This is a genomic window from Aureimonas altamirensis, from assembly GCF_001463885.1.
GTDB lineage: Bacteria > Pseudomonadota > Alphaproteobacteria > Rhizobiales > Rhizobiaceae > Aureimonas > Aureimonas altamirensis.
The window spans coordinates 76810-99989 of sequence record NZ_BBWQ01000012.1 but is presented as its reverse complement, the minus strand read 5'-3'; the positions used below and the strand labels follow the sequence as shown (position 1 = coordinate 99989).

General features: G+C 65.9%; 26 protein-coding genes. 16 read left to right on the top strand and 10 right to left on the bottom strand.

Annotated features, from left to right (window positions below):
- Positions 1-8: 8 nt before the first annotated feature.
- A complete protein-coding gene (locus tag AUL31_RS10545) occupies positions 9-785 on the bottom strand; it encodes a DUF3108 domain-containing protein (RefSeq protein WP_060605727.1) in 777 nt (258 codons plus the stop codon).
- A gap of 250 nt (positions 786-1035) precedes the next feature.
- Here AUL31_RS10545 and rpmB point away from each other — a divergent pair, with 250 nt between their 5' ends.
- A complete protein-coding gene (rpmB, locus tag AUL31_RS10540) occupies positions 1036-1335 on the top strand; it encodes a 50S ribosomal protein L28 (RefSeq protein ID WP_060605723.1) in 300 nt (99 codons plus the stop codon).
- A 140-nt stretch (positions 1336-1475) separates the two neighbouring features.
- Positions 1476-2171 (top strand): queuosine precursor transporter, encoded by a 696-nt coding sequence (locus AUL31_RS10535; protein ID WP_060605720.1) that lies wholly within the window; start codon positions 1476-1478, stop codon positions 2169-2171.
- On the opposite strand, the gene AUL31_RS10530 is transcribed toward AUL31_RS10535, so the two are convergent.
- The 4 genes from AUL31_RS10530 to AUL31_RS10515 all read right to left on the bottom strand — a co-directional run bounded on the left by AUL31_RS10530 (position 2141) and on the right by AUL31_RS10515 (position 6749).
- On the bottom strand, positions 2141-3112 hold the full coding sequence (locus tag AUL31_RS10530) for an esterase-like activity of phytase family protein (RefSeq protein ID WP_159439793.1): 972 nt from the start codon (positions 3110-3112) through the stop codon (positions 2141-2143). The genes AUL31_RS10535 and AUL31_RS10530 overlap by 31 nt on opposite strands.
- Before the next feature lie 44 nt (positions 3113-3156).
- Positions 3157-5055 (bottom strand): cobaltochelatase subunit CobT, encoded by a 1899-nt coding sequence (gene cobT, locus AUL31_RS10525; RefSeq protein WP_060605716.1) that lies wholly within the window; start codon positions 5053-5055, stop codon positions 3157-3159.
- A 7-nt stretch (positions 5056-5062) separates the two neighbouring features.
- The gene (gene cobS, locus AUL31_RS10520; RefSeq protein ID WP_060605713.1) at positions 5063-6049 is read right to left on the bottom strand and encodes a cobaltochelatase subunit CobS; all 987 of its coding nucleotides are present in this window, start codon (positions 6047-6049) and stop codon (positions 5063-5065) included.
- Between the two features lie 94 nt (positions 6050-6143).
- Positions 6144-6749 (bottom strand): J domain-containing protein, encoded by a 606-nt coding sequence (locus tag AUL31_RS10515; protein WP_060605710.1) that lies wholly within the window; start codon positions 6747-6749, stop codon positions 6144-6146.
- Between the two features lie 103 nt (positions 6750-6852).
- Between AUL31_RS10515 and AUL31_RS10510 the strand changes: the two genes are divergently transcribed.
- Together AUL31_RS10510 and AUL31_RS10505 are read left to right on the top strand one after the other, a co-directional pair.
- The gene (locus AUL31_RS10510) at positions 6853-7152 is read left to right on the top strand and encodes a BolA family protein (protein ID WP_060605707.1); all 300 of its coding nucleotides are present in this window, start codon (positions 6853-6855) and stop codon (positions 7150-7152) included.
- Complete coding sequence (locus AUL31_RS10505; protein ID WP_073469119.1) at positions 7149-7865, top strand: YoaK family protein; 717 nt, start codon at positions 7149-7151, stop codon at positions 7863-7865. Before AUL31_RS10510 ends, AUL31_RS10505 begins: the two co-directional genes overlap by 4 nt.
- On the opposite strand, the gene aroB is transcribed toward AUL31_RS10505, so the two are convergent.
- Both aroB and AUL31_RS10495 read right to left on the bottom strand, forming a co-directional pair.
- Positions 7837-8976, bottom strand: a complete 1140-nt coding sequence (gene aroB / locus AUL31_RS10500; protein WP_060605704.1) for a 3-dehydroquinate synthase — start codon at positions 8974-8976, stop codon at positions 7837-7839. The two genes, AUL31_RS10505 and aroB, sit on opposite strands and share 29 nt — an antisense overlap.
- Positions 8973-9557 carry a shikimate kinase gene (locus AUL31_RS10495; protein WP_060605701.1) on the bottom strand — a complete coding sequence of 195 codons (585 nt, stop codon included), beginning with the start codon at positions 9555-9557 and terminating at the stop codon, positions 8973-8975. Before AUL31_RS10495 ends, aroB begins: the two co-directional genes overlap by 4 nt.
- 142 nt (positions 9558-9699) lie before the next feature.
- Here AUL31_RS10495 and AUL31_RS20485 point away from each other — a divergent pair, with 142 nt between their 5' ends.
- The 5 genes from AUL31_RS20485 to AUL31_RS10470 all read left to right on the top strand — a co-directional run bounded on the left by AUL31_RS20485 (position 9700) and on the right by AUL31_RS10470 (position 13530).
- Positions 9700-9894: a hypothetical protein gene (locus tag AUL31_RS20485; protein WP_060605698.1), complete on the top strand. Its 195-nt coding sequence runs from the start codon at positions 9700-9702 to the stop codon at positions 9892-9894.
- A complete protein-coding gene (locus AUL31_RS10485) occupies positions 9891-10811 on the top strand; it encodes a site-specific tyrosine recombinase XerD (RefSeq protein ID WP_060605695.1) in 921 nt (306 codons plus the stop codon). The genes AUL31_RS20485 and AUL31_RS10485 overlap by 4 nt, the downstream gene beginning before the upstream one ends.
- Before the next feature lie 143 nt (positions 10812-10954).
- Positions 10955-11914, top strand: a complete 960-nt coding sequence (locus AUL31_RS10480) for an acetyl-CoA carboxylase carboxyltransferase subunit alpha (RefSeq protein ID WP_060605692.1) — start codon at positions 10955-10957, stop codon at positions 11912-11914.
- Between the two features lie 130 nt (positions 11915-12044).
- On the top strand, positions 12045-13049 hold the full coding sequence (locus AUL31_RS10475; protein ID WP_073469120.1) for a L,D-transpeptidase family protein: 1005 nt from the start codon (positions 12045-12047) through the stop codon (positions 13047-13049).
- A gap of 286 nt (positions 13050-13335) precedes the next feature.
- Positions 13336-13530 (top strand): hypothetical protein, encoded by a 195-nt coding sequence (locus AUL31_RS10470; protein ID WP_060605686.1) that lies wholly within the window; start codon positions 13336-13338, stop codon positions 13528-13530.
- A 9-nt stretch (positions 13531-13539) separates the two neighbouring features.
- On the opposite strand, the gene AUL31_RS10465 is transcribed toward AUL31_RS10470, so the two are convergent.
- Both AUL31_RS10465 and secA read right to left on the bottom strand, forming a co-directional pair.
- Positions 13540-13911 carry a hypothetical protein gene (locus AUL31_RS10465; protein ID WP_060605683.1) on the bottom strand — a complete coding sequence of 124 codons (372 nt, stop codon included), beginning with the start codon at positions 13909-13911 and terminating at the stop codon, positions 13540-13542.
- Between the two features lie 339 nt (positions 13912-14250).
- On the bottom strand, positions 14251-16932 hold the full coding sequence (gene secA, locus AUL31_RS10460) for a preprotein translocase subunit SecA (protein ID WP_060605681.1): 2682 nt from the start codon (positions 16930-16932) through the stop codon (positions 14251-14253).
- 242 nt (positions 16933-17174) lie between these two features.
- Between secA and AUL31_RS10455 the strand changes: the two genes are divergently transcribed.
- The 5 genes from AUL31_RS10455 to AUL31_RS10435 all read left to right on the top strand — a co-directional run bounded on the left by AUL31_RS10455 (position 17175) and on the right by AUL31_RS10435 (position 21111).
- Positions 17175-18146: a peptidylprolyl isomerase gene (locus AUL31_RS10455; RefSeq protein WP_060605678.1), complete on the top strand. Its 972-nt coding sequence runs from the start codon at positions 17175-17177 to the stop codon at positions 18144-18146.
- A gap of 155 nt (positions 18147-18301) precedes the next feature.
- The gene (gene argJ, locus AUL31_RS10450; RefSeq protein WP_060605675.1) at positions 18302-19534 is read left to right on the top strand and encodes a bifunctional glutamate N-acetyltransferase/amino-acid acetyltransferase ArgJ; all 1233 of its coding nucleotides are present in this window, start codon (positions 18302-18304) and stop codon (positions 19532-19534) included.
- Positions 19515-20297 (top strand): GNAT family N-acetyltransferase, encoded by a 783-nt coding sequence (locus tag AUL31_RS10445; RefSeq protein ID WP_244489376.1) that lies wholly within the window; start codon positions 19515-19517, stop codon positions 20295-20297. The genes argJ and AUL31_RS10445 overlap by 20 nt, the downstream gene beginning before the upstream one ends.
- On the top strand, positions 20294-20701 hold the full coding sequence (locus AUL31_RS10440; protein ID WP_060605670.1) for a (deoxy)nucleoside triphosphate pyrophosphohydrolase: 408 nt from the start codon (positions 20294-20296) through the stop codon (positions 20699-20701). Before AUL31_RS10445 ends, AUL31_RS10440 begins: the two co-directional genes overlap by 4 nt.
- A 119-nt stretch (positions 20702-20820) precedes the next feature.
- Complete coding sequence (locus AUL31_RS10435; protein WP_039188076.1) at positions 20821-21111, top strand: hypothetical protein; 291 nt, start codon at positions 20821-20823, stop codon at positions 21109-21111.
- 40 nt (positions 21112-21151) lie between these two features.
- Here AUL31_RS10435 and AUL31_RS10430 read toward each other — a convergent pair whose 3' ends face one another.
- The gene (locus tag AUL31_RS10430; RefSeq protein WP_060606070.1) at positions 21152-22042 is read right to left on the bottom strand and encodes a class I SAM-dependent methyltransferase; all 891 of its coding nucleotides are present in this window, start codon (positions 22040-22042) and stop codon (positions 21152-21154) included.
- Between the two features lie 131 nt (positions 22043-22173).
- On the opposite strand from AUL31_RS10430, the gene AUL31_RS10425 reads away from it, so the two are divergent.
- Together AUL31_RS10425 and grxC are read left to right on the top strand one after the other, a co-directional pair.
- Positions 22174-22983, top strand: a complete 810-nt coding sequence (locus tag AUL31_RS10425; protein WP_073469125.1) for a ComF family protein — start codon at positions 22174-22176, stop codon at positions 22981-22983.
- Complete coding sequence (gene grxC, locus AUL31_RS10420; protein WP_060605660.1) at positions 22913-23179, top strand: glutaredoxin 3; 267 nt, start codon at positions 22913-22915, stop codon at positions 23177-23179. Before AUL31_RS10425 ends, grxC begins: the two co-directional genes overlap by 71 nt.
- Position 23180: the final 1 nt, after the last annotated feature.

Here is a 23180-nt window from a genome sequence, read left to right as displayed (position 1 = left end):
CAAGGGTGTCATGACCGTGCGAAGGTCGATGCGTTCAGCGTCAGGGGGCCGATCTTCGTCGGGATGCGGACATAGACCGGCGCGTGGATGCCGCTGTCGCCTATGGGCGCGAACCAGATCTTGATCGTCTGGCCCATCAGGTACTGAAGGCCGGACGAACCGCGGCGAAACCCGCCGATGGGCTCGATGCGCGCATTGCATACGACGGCCTTGCCCGAAAAGCCGTCGGCTTCGAACTCAGCCGTGCCACCCGCCGACAGCTTCAGGTCGAGGCGCGACCAGCCGTCGAAGATGGGCAGGGTGCGGCTGCAGATGCGGTCGGCCCGCGCCTTGATCATCATGCTGGCGAGCGGGTCCACGACATTGGCAAGCTGCCCCGGCGTCACCGGCACATAGTCGGACGGATGCGTCTTGCGCTGCGGCGGCGACACTTCCGTGCCGACGACGCGCCCACCGCGCATCCGCACCGTGCTGGACCAGCTCTTGCCGTCGCTGGTGTAGTTCAACGCGTATCGGTTGGACTGCACCCTGTCGGCGCGCACCTGCCCATCGGACGAGCTCGTCCCCTGCGTGCTGGAGACGAGGGCGCCGAGGCCGGCGGACCGCAGATTGCCGGAAACCGAATAGCGGCTGCCGGCGAACTCGGTGGTGAAGTCGGCCCGGCCGACCGTGACGCCCAGAATCGAAATGCTGTAGCGTGTCTGCAGCGTTTCGGCGCGCGCCGGGCCACCCGGCAGCGCAAGGATGCAAAGGAAGAGTGTAGCTGCGATTCGCTTGAACGGCATCGGGACGGAAGACCTGGACGGAGTGCGGTACGAAAGCCTGTATACCAGACAGCTCGCGCGTCCAGGATCAATCTTCTCGGAAAGGCGGATTTCGCGTTGTGGGCGCTATTGTCCTCCGCTTCTTGACCTCGCCTGCCAAGCCGACTATAGGAACCGCCAATCCCGATCATGCCCGTTGGCTGATGATCGCGCCGTGCTTGTTGCGGTGGCGCGACCGGCCGGGGCTCTTGGACTTTTGAAAGGTGATCCTATGTCGCGCGCTTGCGAACTGACTGGCAAGGCCGTCCAGTCTGGCAACAATGTCAGCCACGCGAACAACAAGACGCGTCGCCGCTTCCTGCCGAACCTGTGCAGCGTCACGCTGATTTCCGACTCGCTCGGTCAGCGTTACCGGCTCCGCATCAGCGCCAACGCGCTGCGGACGGTAGAGCATCGCGGCGGTCTGGACGCTTTCCTTCTGAAGGCTTCCGAAGACGATCTGTCGCAGCGCGCCCGGCTGCTGAAGCGTCAGATCGCCAAGAAGGTCGCTTCGGCCGACGCAGCCGCCTGAACTGGCGTTTCGCCGGTTCGGCCGGCGCACTGAACTGATGGGCCTCGCCGGCGGCGGGGCCTTTTCGCGTGCGGACATCCAAGCGCGATATCCGTGGAACGCTGGTGCCATACCCCAGCCTAAAAAAATGGAACACGCGCATGTCGCTTCCCCGTCACTACGTCCTTCCGGTCCTGGCCATGACGTTGATCGTCCTGGCGTCCAATATCGCCGTGCAGTTTCCGGTACAGGGCACGGTCGGGGCGTTGTCGCTGGGCGACATCCTGACCTGGGGTGCCTTCGTCTACCCCTTCGCCTTCATCGTCACCGACATCAACAATCGGCTCTACGGCCCGGTCATGGCGCGCCGTGTTGTCTATGGCGGGTTCGCGACGGCCATCGCCGCGTCGATCGTACTGCCGCCGCTGCTGTTCCAGCTTGGCGTGATCCCATTCGGGCTGGAGGCCGGACGCCTGGTGCGCATCGCATTGGCCAGCGGGATGGCCTTTCTGGTGGCGCAGCTTGTCGATATCCTGGTGTTCAACCGCCTGCGCCGCCAGAGCTGGTGGAAGGCGCCGATGGCCTCCGGCGTTGCCGGCACCATCATCGATACGCTGCTGTTCTTTTCCATCGCCTTCGCGCCGCTCTTCGTGATTCTCGGCCCGAATGATGGCTTCGCACTGGAGGGGGCGCCGCTTCTGGGTGTCTTCACCGGTACGGATGCGCCGCGCTGGCTGTCTTGGGCACTCGGAGATTTCGCCGTCAAGCTGGCTGTGGCCGTTTTCGGCCTGGTGCCCTACCGGGTGATCATCAACATGGTGCTGCCCTACCGGGAAGCGCCGGGAGCGCGCGCCTGATCCTCGGCCACGAGCCGAAATTCAAGGTAAAGGTTGCGCTGGAAGAAAGAGCCGTTGTCGTCGGAGGCGATGGCGAAGACGATGTCCCCCGCCGCGTCGCGGAAGATGTCCAAAGCTTCCATATTGTCGATCTCGAAGCGGCCGTCGGCTTCCATCAGGATGTCGCCATCCACCAGCGCGCCGGGCTCGATGTCGCCGCCGGCGATTCGGCGCAGCCGCATGCCGATGCGTCCGAAGCCTTCGTAGCGGCGTTCCAGCAGCACGAGATCGCCAAAGGGCAGGAAAGCCGCGTCGGTGACATGCCATGGCGGGTTTCTGGCAACCTTGAAGACGCCGCCGGCGGGGCCAAGCACCGCCGCGAACAGATTGCCGTCCGCATCCAGGGATTGTTCGCTGACGACGATGGTTCTGCCGTCCGGGGCGGTGGCGATGGCCTCCAGCCCCTGGTTGCGGCGAAGCTCGCGGCTGGGGATATGGAAATCCAGCTCGGCCAGCGCAGCGCCTGGGATGGGGCCGGCGACCCCATAGGCGACGACGCGATGATCCCGCTCGAAGGATACGAGTACCCGCCCCTCTGAGATCGTCAGCCCCTCGGCGTCGGCATCGCCCTTGCGCGGCTGCGGCCGGCCGCTGCCATCCAATATGGGGGCAACCTGCCCGTCGGCGATGCCGATGGGCAAACCGTCTGAATTGCGAAGGATGGTTCCGGCAAACCACAGGCCGGTGTCGGTCACGGCCAGGAAGCGGCCGCCGCCGGCATCGGTAAACCGCCAGCCCGAAATGCCCTGCAGGCGCCGCTCGGACGGGCGGAAGCTGAAGCCGGCGCGATACTCCAGCGCGCCGAAGCGCGTCGTCGTGCTGCCGGGCAGGAAGGTGTCGATGGCGGTGGGCGTCAGCGTAACCGCTGTCTGCGCCTGCGCGGCCGTGGCGACCGCAAGCACAAGCCAGCAACAGGCGAGCCGGCTATAAATCCGCCTTGCGAGCTTCAACGACGGGACGCGGCCCGACGTCGACTTCCTCCGCCTTCACCCTCCAGGTCGAACAGGGAAGCAAGCTGTTCCGTCATGGCGCCGGCCAGCTCTTCCGCATCGACGATGGTGACGGCGCGGCGATAGTAGCGCGTCACGTCATGGCCGATGCCGATGGCCAGCAACTCCACGGGCGAACGCTGCTCGATCTCGTCGATGACGGAGCGCAGGTGCCGCTCCAGGTAATTGCCGGGGTTTGCGGAGGAGGTGGAGTCGTCCACCGGTGCTCCGTCGGAAATGACCATCAGGATACGCCGCTGTTCCGAGCGCGCCAGAAGGCGATTATGAGCCCAGATCAGCGCCTCGCCGTCGATATTTTCCTTCAGCAACCCCTCGCGCATCATCAGGCCCAGATTGCGCTTTGCGCGCCGCCAGGGCGCGTCGGCCGACTTGTAGACGATGTGGCGTATGTCGTTGAGCCGGCCGGGGCGAGGCGGCTTGCCTTCCTTGCGCCATTGCTCCTGGGACTGGCCACCCTTCCACGCGCGGGTCGTGAAGCCCAGAACTTCCACCTTCACGCCGCATCGCTCCAGCGTCCGGGCAAGGATATCGGCGCAGGTGGCTGCAACGGTGATCGGGCGTCCACGCATCGATCCGGAATTGTCGATGAGCAGCGTCACGATCGTGTCGCGGAACTCGGTGTCCCGCTCCATCTTGTAGGACAGCGGCTGCATGGGATCGGTGACAAGGCGGATCAGCCGCGCCGTATCGAGATAGCCCTCTTCGAGGTCGAAGTCCCATGATCGGTTCTGCTGCGCCATCAGCCGGCGTTGCAGACGGTTGGCCAGCCGCCCGACCACGCCCTGCAGGGCCGCGAGCTGCTTGTCGAGGAACGAGCGCAGGCGCTCCAGCTCCTCTTCGTCGCACAGGTCTTCGGCGCCGACGATTTCGTCGAACTGGGTGGAGAAGATCTTGTAGTCGCTGTCGCCCGCCTGCAACGTCAGCGGCTGGTTGGGACGGCGCGTATCGCCCGGCGCTTCGGTATCGGCGGAATCATCCTCCGAAGGGTCGTCGGCGGATGCGTCGGAAGCCTCGGCCTCGGCTGCCTCGTCGGTCTCGCCTTCGACATCGGTTTCCTGCGGCTGGGAGTCTTCCTGCCCGGCTTCTTTTTCCGCGCCCGATTCCTCGGAGTCGCGCGCCTGGTTGTCGCCGGCCTCCTCGTCGTCGCCGCTTTCTTCGGGCTCTTCGTTGGCCAGTTCCTCGGCCATCTCCATCGCCACGAGAACGTCACGCATGGCGCGGGAAAAGGCGCGCTGATCCTCGATCAACTCGTTCAGCCGCCCGAATCGCTCTCCGGTCCGCTCGGCGATCCAGTCGCGCCAGACGTCGACGACGGCCCGGGCGCTTTCGGGCGCCGGCCGGCCGGTGAGCTGCTCGCGGATCATCAACGCCACTGCGTCTTCCAACGGCGCCTCTGCCTTGTCGGTGACGGCGGACAGGTTGGAACGCTGGTACTTGTCTTCCAGCATGGCCGACAGATTGTCGCCTACACCCTGCATGGCGTTTGCGCCGATCGCCTCGCACCGCGCCTGCTCGGCAGCATCGAAGACGGCGCGGGCGTTGCGCCCTTCGGGCGACAGGTTGGCATGAACCTTGGTGTCATGCCGGGCGCGGCGCAGGGCCATGGCATCGGCCAGCCCGCGCGTGACCGCGATATCGGAGACATCCGGCCGCTTCGGCAGGTCGGGCAGGCGCGCCTTGGAGCCCGATAGTCCGGGCCGCTCGTTGCCGAAGGTAACGTCCAGCTCGGCCTCGCCGGCGATGGCGCGCATGCAGCCGGTTATGGCGCGCCGGAACGGCTCCCGGTCGAATGCCGGCAGCTTGCCCGGCCTGGAATTGTCGCCCGGACGCGCCATGAGCCGCTCAGTCGAGAACGAGGTTGGAAGCGGATTCCGGCAGTTCCTCACCGAAAGCGCGCTGATAGAACTCGGCGACCAGCGGCCGCTCCAGCTCGTCGCATTTGTTGAGGAATGTCAGGCGGAACGCAAAGCCGACATCGCCGAAGATCTCGGCATTCTCGGCCCAGGTGATGACGGTGCGCGGGCTCATCACGGTCGACAGGTCGCCGTTGACGAAGGCCGAGCGCGTCAGGTCGGCGACACGCACCATGCGCGAAACGGTCTGCCGGCCTTCCTTGCTGTCGAAATGGCGCGCCTTGGCCATCACGATGCCGACCTCGTTGTCATGCGGCAGGTAGTTCAGCACCGTGACGATGGACCAGCGGTCCATCTGCGCCTGGTTGATCTGCTGCGTGCCATGATAGAGGCCCGTCGTATCGCCGAGGCCGACGGTGTTGGCGGTGGCGAACAGACGGAAGGCCGGATGCGGGCGGATGACGCGGCTCTGGTCCAGAAGCGTCAGTCGGCCGCTCGATTCCAGCACGCGCTGGATGACGAACATCACGTCCGGACGGCCGGCGTCGTACTCGTCGAAGACCAGCGCGACATTGTTCTGGTAGGCCCAGGGCAGAATTCCGTCGCGGAATTCGGTGACCTGCTGTCCCTCGCGCAGGGTGATCGCATCCTTGCCGACAAGGTCGATGCGGCTGACATGGCTGTCGAGGTTGACGCGGACGCAAGGCCAGTTCAGCCGGGCGGCCACCTGCTCGATATGGGTGGATTTGCCCGTGCCGTGAAAGCCCGAAACCATCACGCGACGATTCTTCGCAAAACCGGCCAGGATGGCCAGTGTGGTCTGCTTGTCGAAGAGGTAATCCGGGTCGATCTCCGGCACATGCGGGTCGGCCACGGAATAGGCCGGGACTTTCAGATCGCTGTCGAAACCGAAGGTTTCGCGGACGGAGACTATGGCGTCGGGCAACCCGGCCACTTCCAGTTCCGCTGCACTCATCACACCTCCATGGATCGGCATCGCCAGACGCGCCGATCGATCGTTTTCTTGCGCCCGAAGCTGTAGAACCTTTCAGCCGCCATTTGAAGCCGGTTCAGCAGAAACCGGCCTGCTTAAGCAACTTGTAGGCTTGGATAACCTCGCGCAACCTATCCTCGCTGCCACGGTCCCCGCCATTGGCGTCGGGGTGGTACTGTTTGACCAGCGCCTTGTAGCGCAAACGGATGGTCTCGCCATCGGCATCCTGACGCACGCCAAGCGTGGCCATCGCCTTGACTTCCAGGGGCCTTGCCCGCCGCCGGGGCCCATCGCGCCGCGGCAATTCCCCGTCGCGGAACAGATTGTAGGCGTGGGTATGGCGGCTCCATCGCTTGCCGGGGGCGGCCTCGCCTTGCGGCTGCGCGCCGCCGCTGGAGTTGGCGCCCATCTTCCAGGTGGGCCGATGCCCGGTCATGGAATCCTTCAGGAAGGCCTGGATGTCGTTGTCGGCAAGGCCGGAGAAATAATTGTAGCTCTTGTTGTACTGGCGGACGTGCTCGAAGCAGAAGAAATAATACTGCCCCTCCTGGTCGCGGCCGCGCGGCGCCCGGTGCGTGCCGGGTTCGCAGCAGCCTTCCCAGGCGCATTCCGGGGTCAGCGGCTCGGGCTTGGTGCCTGCCTTGACGCGGATACGGTCGAAATATTTGGAATCGAGCTTCATCACGGACAATTATGGGTTCCAGCGCGCGCGCTAACAAGAATTGACAGACGCGAAAAGCCGCGCGAAACGGAAACTTTACGTCGCAGCGAATCCGGGGCACGCCATGAGCATCCAGTCCGCCATCGAAGAAAAGCTTGCCGCCGCCTTCAGGCCGGACAGCCTCGAGGTCGTGAACGAGAGCCACCTTCATGCGGGCCACCATCACGATACAAGCCATCACGCGCCCTTCGACGGTACCGGAGAAACCCATTTCCGTGTCCGTATCGTGGCCGACGCCTTCGCGCCGATGAGCCGGCTCGAGCGGCACCGTGCCGTAAACGCGGCGCTGGCGGGCGAGCTTGCCGGCGGCATCCATGCTTTGGCCATCGAGGCGCGCGCACCGTCAGAGGCCGCACGCCGGTGACGACGCCGCACAGGCGGCGGCATCGCAGGCTGCGGCGCGGGAGGCTGGGCGCCGGCCTGTTCCTGACGGTCTGCCTGTCGGCGCTCGCCGGCATGACGGATGCGATCGGCCTGATGATGATCGGAAGCTACGTCTCGTTCATGAGCGGCAACACCACCGAGTTCGCCGCAGCGCTGGTGCGCGGGCAGTACCAGCACGCGGCCATGCTGGCGGCCATCCTCTTCGTCTTCGTGGCCGGCAATGCCCTGGGTGAGATCTTCATACGCCTGACCCGGCGCAACCATGTGCCGCTCCTGTTCGTCACGGCGGTGCTGATCGCCGTGCCGATGGCGCTACCGGGCGCGATCTGGCCGATGCTGGCGGCGGTGCTTGCGATGGGCATGCTGAATTCGGGCATCGAGCAGGTGGAGGGGCAGGCCTTCGGCATCACCTTCGTCACCGGGGCGCTGTCACGCTTCGGACGCGGCATCGGCCGCCGGCTGATGGGGGAGACGGGTGGCGGATGGCCGCTGCAGATCGTGCCCTTCGTCGGCATGCTCGTCGGCGCGACGGCCGGCGCGCTGGCTTACCGCACCATGCCGGAGACAAGCCTTGCGGCGCCCGCCGTGTTCAGCCTGGCGCTCGGCATTGCGACATTGGTGATCCCGGATCGCTGGCGGCGCAGCTACGTATCGCCGCAGCGCGTCAGGCGGCCGCAGCCGTCTCCGCGCTGAGGAAGGCGCGGACGTCGTCGGGCACGACTTCTTTGGCGATGAACGACTGGCCGATGCCGCGCGTCAGGATGAAGGTGAGCTGCCCCCGGGAAACCTTCTTGTCCTGTGCGATCCTGTCCATCAACGTATCGACGTCCAGGGCAGGCCCCGGTATGGCGTCGATGCGGGTGGGCAGGCCCACGGCCTGCAGATGGCGTTCCACCCGCGTGACATCCTGCCCGTCGATCAGGCCCAGCCGGTGCGAAAAGCGGTGCGCCAGCGCCATGCCGATGGCCACGCCCTCGCCATGCACCAGGCGCTCCGGGTCGTAGCGGACGGCCGATTCCAGCGCATGCCCGAATGTATGGCCGAGGTTGAGCAGCGCGCGGTTGCCGTCTTCGCGCTCGTCGTCGGCAACGACGGCGGCCTTGGCCTCGCAGCACCGTGCCACGGCCTCGACGCGTGCCGGCCCCCCCGCGAAGATCGCGGCATGATTGGCTTCCAGCCATTCGAAGAAGTCCGGCCTGTCGATCAGGCCGTACTTGACCACCTCGGCATAGCCGGCGGCGAATTCCCGCCTGGAGAGGGTGGAGAGGATGTCCGTATCGGCCAGCACCAGCGCCGGCTGGTGGAAGACGCCGATCAGGTTTTTTCCGCGCGGGGAGTTGATGCCCGTCTTGCCACCGACGGAAGAGTCCACCTGTGCCAGAAGGCTGGTCGGTAGCTGGACGAAACGCATGCCCCGCCGCACGATGCCGGCCGCAAAGCCCGACAGGTCGCCGATCACGCCGCCGCCCAGCGCAATGACGGCATCGCCGCGTTCCAGCCGCGCGCCGAGAAGCGCATCGACAAGCTGCATCAGGTGGTCGAAGCTCTTGGTGGTTTCGCCCGCAGGCAGAACGATGGGCACGTGGCCGATCCCGGCTTCGTCCAAGGCTGCGGACAGGCGGTCCAGATGCAGCGGCGCGACATTGGCGTCGGTCACGATGGCGGCGCGGATGCCGGGCAGCCGCGCGGCGATCTCCTGTCCGGCGCGGGCCACCAGCCCGCCGCCGACGAGGATGTCGTAGGAGCGTGCGCCGAGGTCCACATGCACCGTGCGCGTATCGGCGCCTGCGTCGGAAACGATCATCGCGCTTGCCTGTCCTTTTCGATCTTTTGGCGCAGCGCCGAAACGATCTCCGCTGCGATCGTCTCGCGCCGCGCATTGCGGCTTTGCACGGTCAAATCCGCCTGTGCGTAGATGGGGTAGCGATGGTCCATCAGCTCGCGCATCACGGCGCGCGGATCGGCCGCCTGCAGCAAAGGCCGCGTCGGGCGCTTCGAGACGCGTTCCATCAGAAGGTCGAGGTCGGCTTTCAGCCAGACGGTATAGGCGCGCTCGCGCAGCAGCTCCCGGGTCGCCTCGTTCATGTAGGCGCCGCCGCCCGTGCCGATCACGCGGGGCTCTTCTTCGGCGATGCGCGCGACGACGCGGGCTTCCAGCGCCCGGAACTCGGGCTCGCCATAGGCGGCGAAGAGTTCCGATACCGTCATGCGCGACACGCGTTCGATCTCCGCGTCGGAATCCACGAAGGGCAGGCCCAGGATCTGCGCCAGCTTGCGGCCGATGGTCGTCTTGCCGGCGCCCATCAGCCCGACAAGCGCGATGGAGCGGCCATGCAGCTCCAGCGGCGCGGCCTTGAGCCGTGTCTTGTCGGCGGTGGACGTCATACGGGGGGCGTGCCCTTCATTGTGATCCGCCTCGAAAACAGGAAAGCGCCGTCCGCGTCAAGCTTGGCGCGGGGGCAATGGAAGTGTTAACCCTTGCCGAGGGACAATCGCTGCTCTGAACGGTCCGAAGCCCGAAAGCGACATGCCTACACTCGTTCGACTCCTGTCCGCCCTGATCGTCATCGCCGCCGTGGTCATCGCGTCCATGGCGCTGCTGGTGCTGTATGTCGAACCGAACCAGAGCGAAGTCATGGAAACGGTGCCGCTGCGCAGCCTGGGGCAGGGCGGGCAGACCCCGGCGGAAGAGGTCGACGGGTCCGCGTCCAGCCAGCCATGAGCCGCGCCATCGACGAATTCCTCGAGGCGCTTGCCGTGGAGCGCGGCGCGTCGCCCCACACGCTGGCGGCCTATCGTCGCGATCTGACCGACATTTCGGAGCGGCTGACCGTCCGGCTGGAAGCCGCGGGCCCCGACGATCTGTCTGCCCTGATGAACGAACTCGCCAAAGCGGGGCTTGCCCCGGCCACGCGCCGGCGCCGCATGGCGGCGATGCGGCAGTTCTTTCGCTTTCTCTATACGGAGGGCCGGCGGCCGGACGATCCGACCGGGTCGCTCGACGCACCCCGCAAGGCCAGGACGCTGCCGAAATCCCTGTCGGAAGACCAGGCCGGCCGCCTGCTGGACCGGGCCGAGGCCGAGGCCGCCGACACGGACCTGTCGCCGGCACGGCGGCTGCGGGCCCTGCGGCTGCATGCCTTTGCCGAGACGCTCTACGCATCGGGCATGCGCATATCGGAACTGATCGGCCTGCCGCGCTCGGTCCTGCGCGCCGGAGGCGCGGCCATCCTGGTGCGCGGCAAGGGCGGCAAGGACAGGCTGGTGCCGCTGGGCGAGCGCGCGGCCGAAGCGCTGACCATCTTTTCGGCATCGGCCGAGACCGCGAAGGGCGGTTCCCAATGGTTGTTCCCCGCTTTGTCCGCCAGCGGCCACGTGACCCGGCAGGCCGTGGCGCGGGAGCTGAAGGGGTTGGCGGCGCGCGCCGGGCTGCCGCCGTCCATCGTGTCGCCGCATGTGCTGCGCCACGCCTTTGCCAGCCACCTTTTGCAGAACGGCGCGGACCTGCGCGTGGTTCAGGAGCTTCTCGGCCATGCCGATATCTCGACCACCGAAATCTATACGCATGTCCTCGAAAACCGGCTGGTGGATCTCGTGACCGCGCATCATCCCCTGTCGGACGCCTTCGAGGATGGTTGAAACGCCGAGGCCGGGCGCAACGGGTGGCTTCCTTGACAAGGCAGGGGCTTGTCGTCAGTTTGCGCGCAAAATCATCGGCCTCCCGGCCTTTCCCGTGTCTTGCGGAAGTCCGGCTGGCAAAAGGACGGCCCCGCCGCTGACGGATGCACAACTACCTCGACTTCGAAAAACCGGTCGCCGATCTCGACAGCCAGATCCTGGAGTTGAAGCGGATCAGCAATGACGAAGGCAGCCTCGATGTCGGCGACGATATCGCGCGGCTCGAAAAGCGTTCGCAGGACGCGCTGCTGGATCTCTATCGCAAGCTTTCGCCCTGGCAGAAGACACAGGTTGCGCGTCACCCCGACAGGCCGCACTGCCTCGACTATGTCAACGCGCTGATCACCGATTTCACGCCGCTGGCGGGCGACCGCTATTTCGCCGAGGATCTTGCGATCATTTCCGGCTTCGGCCGCTTCGACGGCCAGCCCGTCGCGGTCATCGGGCAGGAAAAGGGCTCCGACACCCAGACGCGACTGAAGCACAATTTCGGCATGGCGCGTCCGGAAGGCTACCGCAAGGCCGTGCGGCTGATGGACCTGGCCGAGCGTTTTGGCGTGCCCGTGCTGACGCTGGTGGATACGGCCGGCGCCTATCCCGGCATCGGCGCCGAAGAGCGCGGACAGGCGGAAGCGATCGCCCGGTCGACGGAAACCTGCCTTAACCTGAAAGTGCCGCTGGTATCGCTCGTCATCGGCGAGGGCGGCTCCGGCGGTGCCATCGCCATCGCCGCGGCCAACCGCGTACTGATGCTGGAGCATGCAATCTACAGTGTCATTTCTCCGGAGGCGGGGGCGTCCATCCTGTGGCGTGACGCCACACGCGCCAAGGACGTCGCGCAGGCGATGAAGATCACCGCGCAGGACCTCAAGGGCTTCGGCATCATCGACGAGATCATCGAAGAGCCGATCGGCGGGGCGCACCGCGACAAGGACGCCACTATCCAGCGCGCAGGCGCCGCGATACGCAATGCCTTCGCCTCGCTCGCCGGGCTGGACGGAGATGAACTGCGCCGCGAGCGCCGCCAGAAGTTCCTGACCATGGGTCGCGACCTCAAGGTTTGAGCCCTTCGGTAGAATGCTTTTCGTTTCGTTAACCCGCCTGCAAGGTTGACGGAGTCATAATTCGGCGAGAAAGTTGGATCGATACGGCCAGGGACGTGGCGAAACGTCCGGCCGCAGAGGGGAACGGGGAATGTTCGCCAGACGCCTTGCTACTGCCGCCCTGATGGGAGCCGGAATGATGGTGCTCGCGGCCTGCCAGCCGGGAAGCATCGACGACCTCATGGGTTCGGAAGCGCCCCTGCCGGCAGCGCTCGTCAAGGATATGCGCGCCAAGGGCATGGGGCAGCATTCACCCATGCTGGTGCGCCTGTTCAAGGAAGAGTCTGAGCTCGAGGTCTGGAAGCAGACCGACAGCGGCACCTATGCGCTGCTGAAGACCTACCCCATCTGTGCCTGGTCCGGAAAACTCGGGCCGAAGCGCGCCGAGGGCGACCGGCAGGCTCCCGAAGGGTTCTACAACATCACGCGCGGTTCGCTGAACCCGCGCTCGCAGCATCATCTGTCCATCAATATCGGCTATCCCAACCGCTACGATGCCTCCAATGGGTTCACCGGCCAGCACCTGATGGTGCACGGCTCGTGCAACTCGTCGGGCTGCTACGCGATGGATAACGAGCAGATCGAGGAAATCTACGCCCTTGCCCGGGAATCCTTTACAGGCGGGCAGCGTAACTTCCAGTTCCAGGCCTATCCGTTCCGGATGACGCCGAAGAACATGGCGCGGCACAAGAATTCCGAACACTATGCCTTCTGGTCCATGCTCAAGCAGGGGTATGACAGCTTCGAGGTGACGAAGCGCCCTGTGAAGGTCGATGTCTGCGAACGGCGCTACCTTTTCAATGCCGCGCTTCCCGAGGGGACGGAGCTGGATGCGGCCGGCGCCTGCCCGACGGTGCAGGAAAGCCCGGCCATTGCCGCGCGCCGCATTTCCGACGATGCCGAGATCGCTTCGCTTGTCGCCAAGATGAACCCGAGCGATTTTGCCATGCAGTCCACCTTTACCTATCGCACGGGCGATCCGATCACAGCGGAAGCCTATGCGCGGGAACAGAACCGCCGCCAGGGGTATGACCGTCTCGGCAATCGCGTCACGCCGGCCAAGACATCGATGTTCGGTTCCCTGCTTAACCGATAAGGCCGGCCATGCAGCAATGCATGGCTGCCATGCAGACGCAGCGCTGGTATCCGACCGTTTAAATCGATATAAAAACACTTAGCGGGCTTCCTCCTCCCAAATAGCCCGCCATTTTCAAAGCCCGCCCGGTCCTCCCCCGGTGCGGGCTTTTTTCTTTCGCTGATCACATTTCAGGCATTCTGCCCCTTCTTGCGCCATGGGCGCGGAACGACTGAAGCCTCCTTCAGGTTGTGCAGATGAGAACGGCCGCAAGTGCAGGCCGTCACCCATCGGGAGGAAACCGGTCATGTCGTATCTATCTGCCGATCTCACCGCACCGACCGCCGACAACAGCCGGCAACCAATCGACATGTCCAACGACGATTGGGCGACGACCATGTATGCCGCCTCGCGTGGCATCGCTTCCCCGCAGAACGGCTCGCATGCCTGGTTGAATCGGCAGCCGCCGAAGTTGCGGCAGCAGCGCGCATCGGTGGCCTGAAGCGCGGGTTTAGAGCGCCGGGGTCTCCGCCAAAGCGCGCGTTTCCACGCAGCGATCGAAGTTGACGAAATCATAGGTCAGCAGCACGAAGGGGCGCCCGTCACTGCCGGCGCCGACGCTGAGCGCTACGGATCGCGCTTCATCATCCAGCGCGCCATGCCAGAAGGCGTAATGATAGCGTCTGCCTGCCGCGATCTCGGCCGTCCAGCCGGCATGGTCGGTGCCGGCGGGGATAGCAAAGGAATAGAACTTCGCCTCGCCGTAGCGGCCGGACAGGCGGGAGGCGAGCGCATCGAAATAGGATCGGGCCGCGATGCCCTCGACGTCGCCATCGAACGGCGCCGTTACGCCTGCAATCGAGCAGGCCGTTCGCCTCGTCATACCGTGCATAGAACTGGACGAGGCCGGGATAGGCCGCGGGGAGATCCCCGACAACCACAGTGCCGTCCCCATTATCCCGCATGATCGTGAAAGATGGCGGCCTGTCGCCGGCATGCAGGCCGAAAGGCGCAGCCGCCGGAAATGTCGGCGCAAGAATGCACGCGGCAAGGGCAGTGGCAGAGAAGCGGGCGGGCATGAGATCGACTTTCCATCCCTGATCCCGGACCGCATGGTCCGAGCGTTCCGAATGGAAGGATGATTGCCGCGCGCCATCGCGCTCAAGAATTCAGAAGTTGTGCCGGCATGCGGCAGATTGCCGCACACCGGAATTGCCCGTTGTCAGGCGAAAACGCCGTGGCAGTGCTTGAACTTCTTGCCGGATCCGCACGGGCAGGGCTCGTTGCGCGCGACATGGCCCCATGTCGACGGGTCCGACGGGTCGCGGCCGGAGTTGTCGACCTCGTCTTCGCCGGTGGTGGCGTCGACATGATGCGCCTGCATCGGCGGCAGGTCCTGCGGCTCGGGCTCCGGAGGCCGCTGCTGGATCTCCACGCGCGACAATTGCTGCGTCACACGCTCGCGCAGATTGTCGAGCATCGACTGGAAGAGCTCGAACGCTTCGGACTTGTACTCGTTCAGCGGGTCGCGCTGGGCATAGCCGCGGAAGCCGACGACCGAGCGCAGGTGATCCAGGTTCACCAGATGCTCGCGCCACAGGCCGTCGATGGTCTGCAGGACGATGGAGCGTTGCACGTAAGCCGTGACTTCGGGTCCGAAGCGCTCCGTCTTTTCGGCGGCAGCCGCATCGGCGGCCTCGTGAACGCGCTTGCGGATGTCGCTGTCGTCGATGCCTTCCTCGGCCGCCCATTCCTCGATGGGCAGGTCGAGATTGACGATTTCGCGGATATCCTCGGCAAGCTGCCGGCTTTCCCATTGCTCGGGATAGGCGCGCTCCGGGATATGCTTGGAGATCAGCATGTCGATGGTTTCGCCACGCATGTCGTCGACCGTCTCGGTCAGCCCCGCGGCATCCATCAGTTCCAGCCGCTGGTCGAAGATGACGCGGCGCTGGTCGTTCATGACGTCGTCGTATTTCAGAAGGTTCTTGCGGATGTCGAAGTTGCGCGCCTCGACCTTCTTCTGGGCCTTTTCAAGCGCCTTGTTGATCCAGGGATGGACGATGGCCTCGCCTTCCTTGAGGCCAAGCCGCGTCAGCATCGTGTCCATGCGCTCGGACCCGAAGATGCGCATCAGGTCGTCCTGCAACGACAGATAGAACTTGGAACGGCCGGGATCGCCCTGACGGCCGGAGCGGCCGCGCAGCTGGTTGTCGATGCGCCGGCTTTCGTGCCGCTCGGTGGCCAGCACGTACAGGCCGCCGGACTCCAGCGCCTGTTGCTTGAGCCGCTTGATGTCGGCGACGATCTCGGCAGCGCGAGCGTCGCGCTCCGGACCCTCCGGCATATCCTGCAATTCGGCGTCGATCCGCATTTCGGCGTTGCCGCCGAGCTGGATGTCGGTTCCGCGACCCGCCATGTTGGTGGCGATCGTGACGGCGCCGGGCACGCCGGCCTGCGCCACGATATAGGCTTCCTGCTCGTGGTAGCGGGCGTTCAGAACCTGGAAATCCTGAAGGCCGCTCTTGCGCAGGCGGTCTGCGAGATACTCGGATTTCTCGATGGAGGTGGTGCCCACCAGAATCGGCTGGCGCCGCTCGGCCGCAGCCTTGATCTCCTCGACGATGGCCGCGTATTTTTCTTCCGCCGTCCGGTAGACCTCGTCATCCTCGTCGATGCGCTGCACCGGCAGGTTCGTCGGAATCTCGATGACGTCGAGCCCGTAGATGTCGGCAAACTCGCTCGCCTCGGTCGAGGCGGTGCCCGTCATGCCGGCCAGCCGCTTGTACATGCGGAAGTAGTTCTGGAAGGTGATCGAGGCCAGCGTCTGGTTTTCCGGCTGGATGGTCACACCTTCCTTGGCTTCCAGCGCCTGGTGCAGCCCTTCGGAGAAGCGGCGGCCGGGCATCATGCGGCCGGTGAACTCGTCGATGATGACGATTTCGTCGTTACGGACGATGTAGTCCTTGTCGCGCTGGAACAGCGTATGCGCCTTCAGCGCGTTGTTCACGTGGTGGACGATGGCCACGTTCTCGATATCGTAGAGCGATTCGCCCTGAAGGTGCCCGGCATCGCGCAGCAGGCCTTCCAGCTTTTCGGTGCCTTCCTCGGTGAAGGAAACCTGGCGCTGCTTTTCGTCGAGCTCGTAATCCTCCGGCTTCAGAAGCGGGATGAAGGCGTCGATGGTCTTGTAGAGGTCGGAGCGGTCGTCCAGCGGGCCGGAGATGATGAGCGGCGTGCGCGCCTCGTCGATCAGGATCGAATCGACCTCGTCGATGATCGCGAAGTGATGGCCGCGCTGCACCATCTGCCCGCGATCGTACTTCATATTGTCGCGCAGGTAGTCGAAGCCGAGCTCGTTGTTGGTGGCGTAGGTTATGTCGCAGGCATAGGCCGCGCGCCGTTCGTCGTCGGACAGCCCATGCGTAATCACGCCGACGCTGAGCCCGAGAAACTTGTAGACCCGCCCCATCCAGCCCGAGTCGCGCGTGGCGAGATAGTCGTTGACGGTAACGACATGCACGCCCTTGCCTTCCAGCGCGGCCAGATAGACGGGCAGGGTGCCCACCAGCGTCTTGCCCTCGCCGGTGCGCATCTCGGCGATGGCGCCGCTGGCCAGCACCATGCCGCCGATCATCTGGACATCGAAGTGGCGCATGCCGAGCGCGCGCCTGGCGGCTTCGCGTACGGTGGCGAAGGCCGGCACCAGAAGATCGTCGATCGTCTTGCCGCCGGCGATTTCCTCGCGGAAACGCTGCGTGCGAGCGACGAGCTCTTCGTCTGACAAGGCTTCCAGCTCTGGCTCAAGCGCGTTGATCGCGCGAACCGTCGGATCGAAGCGCCGGACGCGCCGGCCGTTGGCCGAACCGAACAACAAGCGGGCTAGGCCACCGAAACTGACCATGAAGGGTCCTTCCAAGAGAATTGGCGGTGGGGTTTTTCACCGCCCGCCGCCGCCGGCGGGTCGCCGCTTGACTTGACCGGAACCGGCTGGACTTTAAGAACGTGCGAGAGATAAGAGGGGCCCTTGGCGATGTCAACGCTGGCACGCCGTTTGCGGCGGGAGCGGTTCGCCGACCTGTCCTGAAAAAGCCACATGCCTCGGCAAAAGCCCGGGCCCGCCCCATCGGGAAGGAACCTGAACCCATGATCCTCAGCTTGAAAGCCCGCCTGCTCGCCTCCGCGCTGGCCCTCGGCACCCTTGCCACCCAGGCCCAGGCGCAGGACGCCGCGGCCCCTGCCGCACCGGCGGCCGAAGCGCCGGTCGAGGCCGCGCCCGCCGTTTCGCCCGAGACGGTCGTCGCAAAGGTCGGTGGTGCGGAGATCACCCAGGCCGACCTGGACGCCGCCGCCGAAGACCTGTCCCAGCAATTCGCCCAGTTGCCGCCGCAGCAGCGCCGGCTGGCGACGATCTCGGCCCTCATCGACGTCAAGGCGCTGGCCACCAAGGCCGAAGCCGAGGGTCTGCAGGACGAGGACACCGTCGCACGGCAGATCGCCTTCCTGCGCGAGCGCGCCCTGCACAATGCCTATTTCGACAAGCACGGCGCCGAGGCGATCACCGAGGATGAGCTGCGCGCCCGCTACGATGCCGAAAAGGAACGCTTCGTGCCGCAGGACGAGGTGCATGCGCGCCACATCCTGGTGGAGACGAAGGACGAGGCGGACAAGCTGATCGAGCGTCTCGGCGCCGGAGAGAAGTTCGAAGACCTCGCCCGCGAAGCCTCGCGCGATCCGTCGGCCCAGAACGGGGGCGACCTCGGCTTCTTCACCAAGGGACGCATGGTCCCGGCCTTCGAGGAAGCGGCCTTTGCGCTGGAGCCGGGCAGCTATACGCAGGAGCCGGTGGAAACGCAGTTCGGCTGGCACGTCATCCAGGCCGTGGAAAAGCGCCAGACGCAGTTCCCGCCGTTCGAGCAGGTGCGCGAGCAGGCCCGCCAGGTGGTGCTGCGCGACAAGTATATCGAGATGCTGGAAGCCGCCCGTCAGGAACTGGACGTCGAATATGTCGACCCCGAGCTGAAGGCGCAGGTGGAAGCGCTGGAGCAGGGGCTCAACCAGGGCGAGATGCCCGAGGGCGCCAACCAGGGCGAGGCCGCACCGCAACCGGCGCAGTAAGCCTTTCGGCTCTTGCGCCCGGGCGCGCCTTGATGCAAAGGCACTGAACCCTTCGACGGCCCGCCGATGGTGGGCCGTCTTCGTTTATCGTCGCCGCTCGGCGTCCGCTCCGGCCCGGATGCGTCCGCCGGCCACAGAGCCGAGGCTGACCGCAGATGTCCGACGCCGTTTCACCGCTTGCCCCGTCGACCTATCCCGACATGCCCTCCATCGCGGGCGTGCGAATCGCGACGGCCGCCGCCGGTATCAAGTATCGCGGCAGGACGGACGTCATGATGATGGTGCTGGATGAGGGCACCAGCGTCGCGGGCGTCTTCACGACCTCGCGGTGCCCCTCGGCACCGGTGGATTTCTGCCGCGCCAACCTGCCCGGCGGCGCGGCACGGGCCGTCGTCGTCAATTCGGGCAATGCCAACGCCTTTACCGGGCGGCGCGGCCGCGAGACGACGCACGCGACGGCCGAGGCTGCGGCAGCGGCCGTGGGCTGCTCGGTATCGGAGGTGTTCCTGGCCTCCACCGGCGTCATCGGCGAGCCGCTCGATGCCGGGCGGTTCACGCATGTTCTGCCGGAGCTGGCACAGACGGCGACGGACAGTGCCTGGCGGCATGCGGCCGAGGCCATCATGACCACCGACACCTATCCCAAGATGGCCACGTCCACGGTGGATTTCGGCGGCGTGAGCGTCAGTATCAACGGAATTGCCAAGGGTGCGGGCATGATCGCGCCCGACATGGCCACGATGCTGTCCTTCGTCGCCACGGATGCCGCCATCGCGGCGCCGGTCCTGCAGGGCCTTTTGGCCGAGGCGGTGGCGCCGAGCTTCAACTCGGTGACGGTCGACAGCGACACGTCGACCTCCGACACGCTGCTGATGTTCGCCACCGGGCGCGCCGGCAACGCACCTGTAACGGACGCCGACGATGCGCGCCTGGGCGCCTTCCGAGCCGCGCTTCGAGAACTCCTGACCGACCTTGCGCGGCAGGTGGCGCGCGACGGGGAGGGGGCCCGCAAGGAGATCCAGGTGCGCGTGGAAGGTGCGGTCGACGGCGCCTCGGCCCGTCGCATCGCCCTGTCCATCGCCAACTCGCCGCTGGTCAAGACCGCCATCGCCGGCGAGGATGCCAATTGGGGCCGCGTGGTGATGGCCGTCGGCAAGGCCGGCGAGCCGGCCGACCGCGACAGGCTGGCGATCTCGTTCGGATCGGTGCGCGTGGCCGTGGACGGCGAGCGCGACCCGGCCTACAGCGAGGCCGAGGCCAGCGAGGCAATGAAGGAGGATGTCATCCGCATCCTCGTGGATATCGGGCTCGGCGACGGCGCGTGGACCGTGTATGGATGCGACCTGACCAAGGAATATGTTGCGATCAATGGCGACTACAGAAGCTGACAGGTTGCGCCAGTTCGCCATCACGCGGCGGCTGGAGGCCGCGGGGTTCCGCGCCTGGCCGGCAACCTCCACCCACTATGACGGCACCTGGGCGGTGCGGCTGACGACGAGCTTTCCGGCCAAGCGGCTGAACTCGGTGAACCCGCTGGACCCTTCGGACGACCGCGACATCGAGGGGCGGATTGCCCGGGCGCGGGCGCATTTCGCCGCCGCCGGGCGGGAGCTGATCTTCCGCCAGTCGCCACTGGCGCCACCCGCGCTGAAGGCGCATCTGGATGCAGAGGGTTGGGAAAGCTTCGGGGAGTCCGTCGTGTTTACGGCGGATCTGGCCACGCTCGACCTTTCGGATGCGCTCGACCGGATCCCCATCCGCGATGCGGAGCGCTATCTGGACGCCAGCCTGCGCGTCCACGAGCGGCCGGAAGAGCTGCGCACCGGCCTTGCCGAGGTGCTGGCGTCCATCCGCCCGCCGGCGGCCTATTTCGTCCGCGAGGATCGCGATGGCCGGCCCCTGGCCACCGCGCTTGCGATCACCGACAACGACCTTGCCGGCATCCTCGACGTGGCCGTGCTGCCGGATGAGCGCCGAAAGGGCATCGGCCGCGACCTCATCGTGACTGCCCTTCGCCACACGCTGCACAAGGGTGCGCGCACGGGCTGGCTGCAGGTGGAAGCCGACAATCTGGCCGGCGTCGCCTTGTATAGCCGGCTCGGTTTCAGCGAGGCCTATCGTTACGTCTATCGCCGCAAGGGCATGGCATGAGTGGCGTGCGGATGTTGCTGGTGGCCGCCTGCGCCCTTGTCGACGCGGACCGGCGGGTGCTGCTGGCCCAGCGCCCCGAGGGCAAGCAACTGGCCGGCCTGTGGGAGTTTCCCGGCGGCAAGGTGGAGCCGGGCGAGCGGCCCGAGGCCTGCCTGATCCGCGAGCTGCGCGAAGAGCTGGGCATCGAGACATGGGAAAGCTGCCTTGCGCCGCTGACCTTCGCCAGCCACGCCTACGACGATTTCCACCTGCTGATGCCGCTGTATGTCTGCCGCCGTTTCGAGGGCATTCCGCGCGGGCTGGAGGGACAGGCTCTGAAATGGGTGCGCCCGCGCGACATGCGCGATTATCCCATGCCGCCGGCCGACCTGCCTTTGATCGCGCCTCTGATCGACCTTCTCTGACCCCGTCGCGTCGTTAACCATCCCCTGACGGGCGTAATGACTATTCAGGGTTTATTAACCTGCCGCTTGGCAGATGGTAGCTCTTGATTGGCAGGATGGCTGAGGGGCGTGAAGGCGCGATGAGCAGGGTAAGCTACCAGGGCAGGCGTTGCACGCGGCGCGATACGGCGATGGCGCTCTGCCGCGCCACGATCGTGTTCGGTGCGGTGGCCGTCGTGGCCGCACTTGCCATCCAGCCGGGCAATCTGCGCTCCGAACCCAGGTATGCGACCCTGCCGTCCGGCGTCGATCGGATGGAGACCGGGTCCATCGGCCTGCAGCAGCCCGCCGGCGCGATCCGCCTGGACACCGGCCGCGGCCCGGCACCCTGCCTGGAGCTGCCCGACGGCAGCCGCCGGGGTAGCTGCTGAGGCATCGGCGCCGGCACGTTTCGATCTTGCCTGAACGGCGCTAGCCGCCAGACCGATCCTTCAGCGCATCCGCAAGGCTTGCCTTCGCGCTGCCCGGGGCCAAAGGCTTCTGCTGGCTTTCATGCGGTTTCCAGCCCGACAGGAAGATGATGTCGAACGTGGCGCGAATGCGCCCGTCTGCGTCGGAGAAACGTTGTGCGTAAAGCTCTGCCGCACGCAGGAAAAGCCGTCGGCCGACCGGCTTGCGGCTGCGCGCCAACAGGCTGTTCGCCATGCCCATCGCCCTCAGATCGGCCATCAGGCCGAACATCGTATCGTAGCGCACCACCTGCCGCTCCTGGTCGATGACCGGCAGCGCGAAACCGGTGCGCTGCAAAAGCGCGCCGGCATCGCGCAATTCGATGAAGGGCTGCACGCGCGGCGATGCGCCGCCATAGATTTCGGCCTCGGCGGCAATCAGGCTGGCGCGCAGCTCCGACAGCGTCTCGCCGCCCATCAGGGCCGCCAGAAACAGGCCGTCCGGCCGCAATGCGCGCCGGATCTGCGCAATCGCGCCGGGCGTATCGTTGGTCTGGTGCAGGGTCAGCGGCGCCAGGACCAGGTCCAGGCTGTCGTCCCGGAAGGGAAGCCATTCATCGTCACCGGCAACCGCAAGTGGTGCTTCGGCCAGCCATCGCGGTTCCGGCGCCATGCGAATCATGGTTTCAACCTGCGATGAAGCCGATCGCGCGAGCCGCCCGTCATAGCCGCCGATCTCCAGGCCGATCTCGAAGCGGCGCTGGACAAGGGAAAGGCGTTCGGACAGTTCGGCCGCGACGGCATCGTAGAGGAAGCTCGCCCCGGCCATGCCGTGCCCGGCCCAACGCAATCGAAGGTTTGCTTGTCGATCCCGGTCGAACGGGGCCTCGGCCTGCTTGCTATCGATTGCCATGATATTGCTGCCTCGTGCTGTATGCGGCATGGTGTCGCATACGGGGGTGCGTATGCGGCAATGGGGTGAATAGCGCGGCGAAGCCGCCTTGGCGAGCTTGGCCGTCCGGCCTGGCCGGCGCATGCCTGGACATGGCCTTCCCGCCCATCTGCATCGGCTGTAGTGCGGCGACGACGCTGCATGGCGGCCTTTGCCCGGCTTGCTGGCCGCTTCTGGCCTTCATCGACAAGCCATACTGCTTCATTCTCGGCACGCCTATGGAGTTCGATTTCGGCGAGGGCCAGGTCAGCGCGGCGGCGCTGGCCGATCCGCCGCCTTTCGATATGGCGCGCTCGGCCGTCGTCCACCATGGGCTCGGTCTCAAGCTGGCGTCGCGCCTGAAATATGGCGACCGCGCCGATCTTGCCCGTCCCATGGCGCAGTGGATGGTCAGGGCCGGGGCCGATCTCCTGCCATTCTGCGACCTCGTCGTTCCGGTGCCGCTGCATCGCCTGCGGCTGTTGAAACGACGGTTCAACCAGGCATCCGAACTGGCAGCCCAGGTGTCTGCCCTGTCCGGCATGCCGCTCCGGCAGGACGCATTGGTGCGCAGAAAGGCGACGCGCAGCCAGGTCGGGCTCGGCCGTGCCGAACGTGCCGCCAATGTGGCGGGTGCCTTCGCCGTGCCCCGGCGCAAGCGCGCCGTGCTGAAGGGCAGGGCCGTCCTGCTGGTCGACGATGTCTATACGACGGGGGCGACTGTCGGCGCCGCCACCCGTGCCCTGAAGGCGGCCGGCGCATCGCACGTGTTCGTCCTGACCTTCTCGAGGGTTGCGGCCGGCGCCGCGCCGCCGCATATGTGGCAGGACTTCTCGGAAAGGCCACGGACTGATGGTGCAGGTTACGGTTTATACGCGGCAGCTTTGCGGTTTCTGCACAAGCGCAAAGGCGCTGCTGGATAGAAAGGGTGTTTCCTTTGACGAGAAGGACGCGACCATCAACCCCGCCTTCCGGCAGGAAATGCTGTCGCGCGCCAACGGCCGCACGACGTTTCCGCAGATCTTCATCGGCGACGTGCATGTCGGCGGTTGCGACGATCTCTATGCGCTCGATGCGGCCGGCCGGCTCGATCCGATGCTGACCGGGCAGGAGGGCTGAC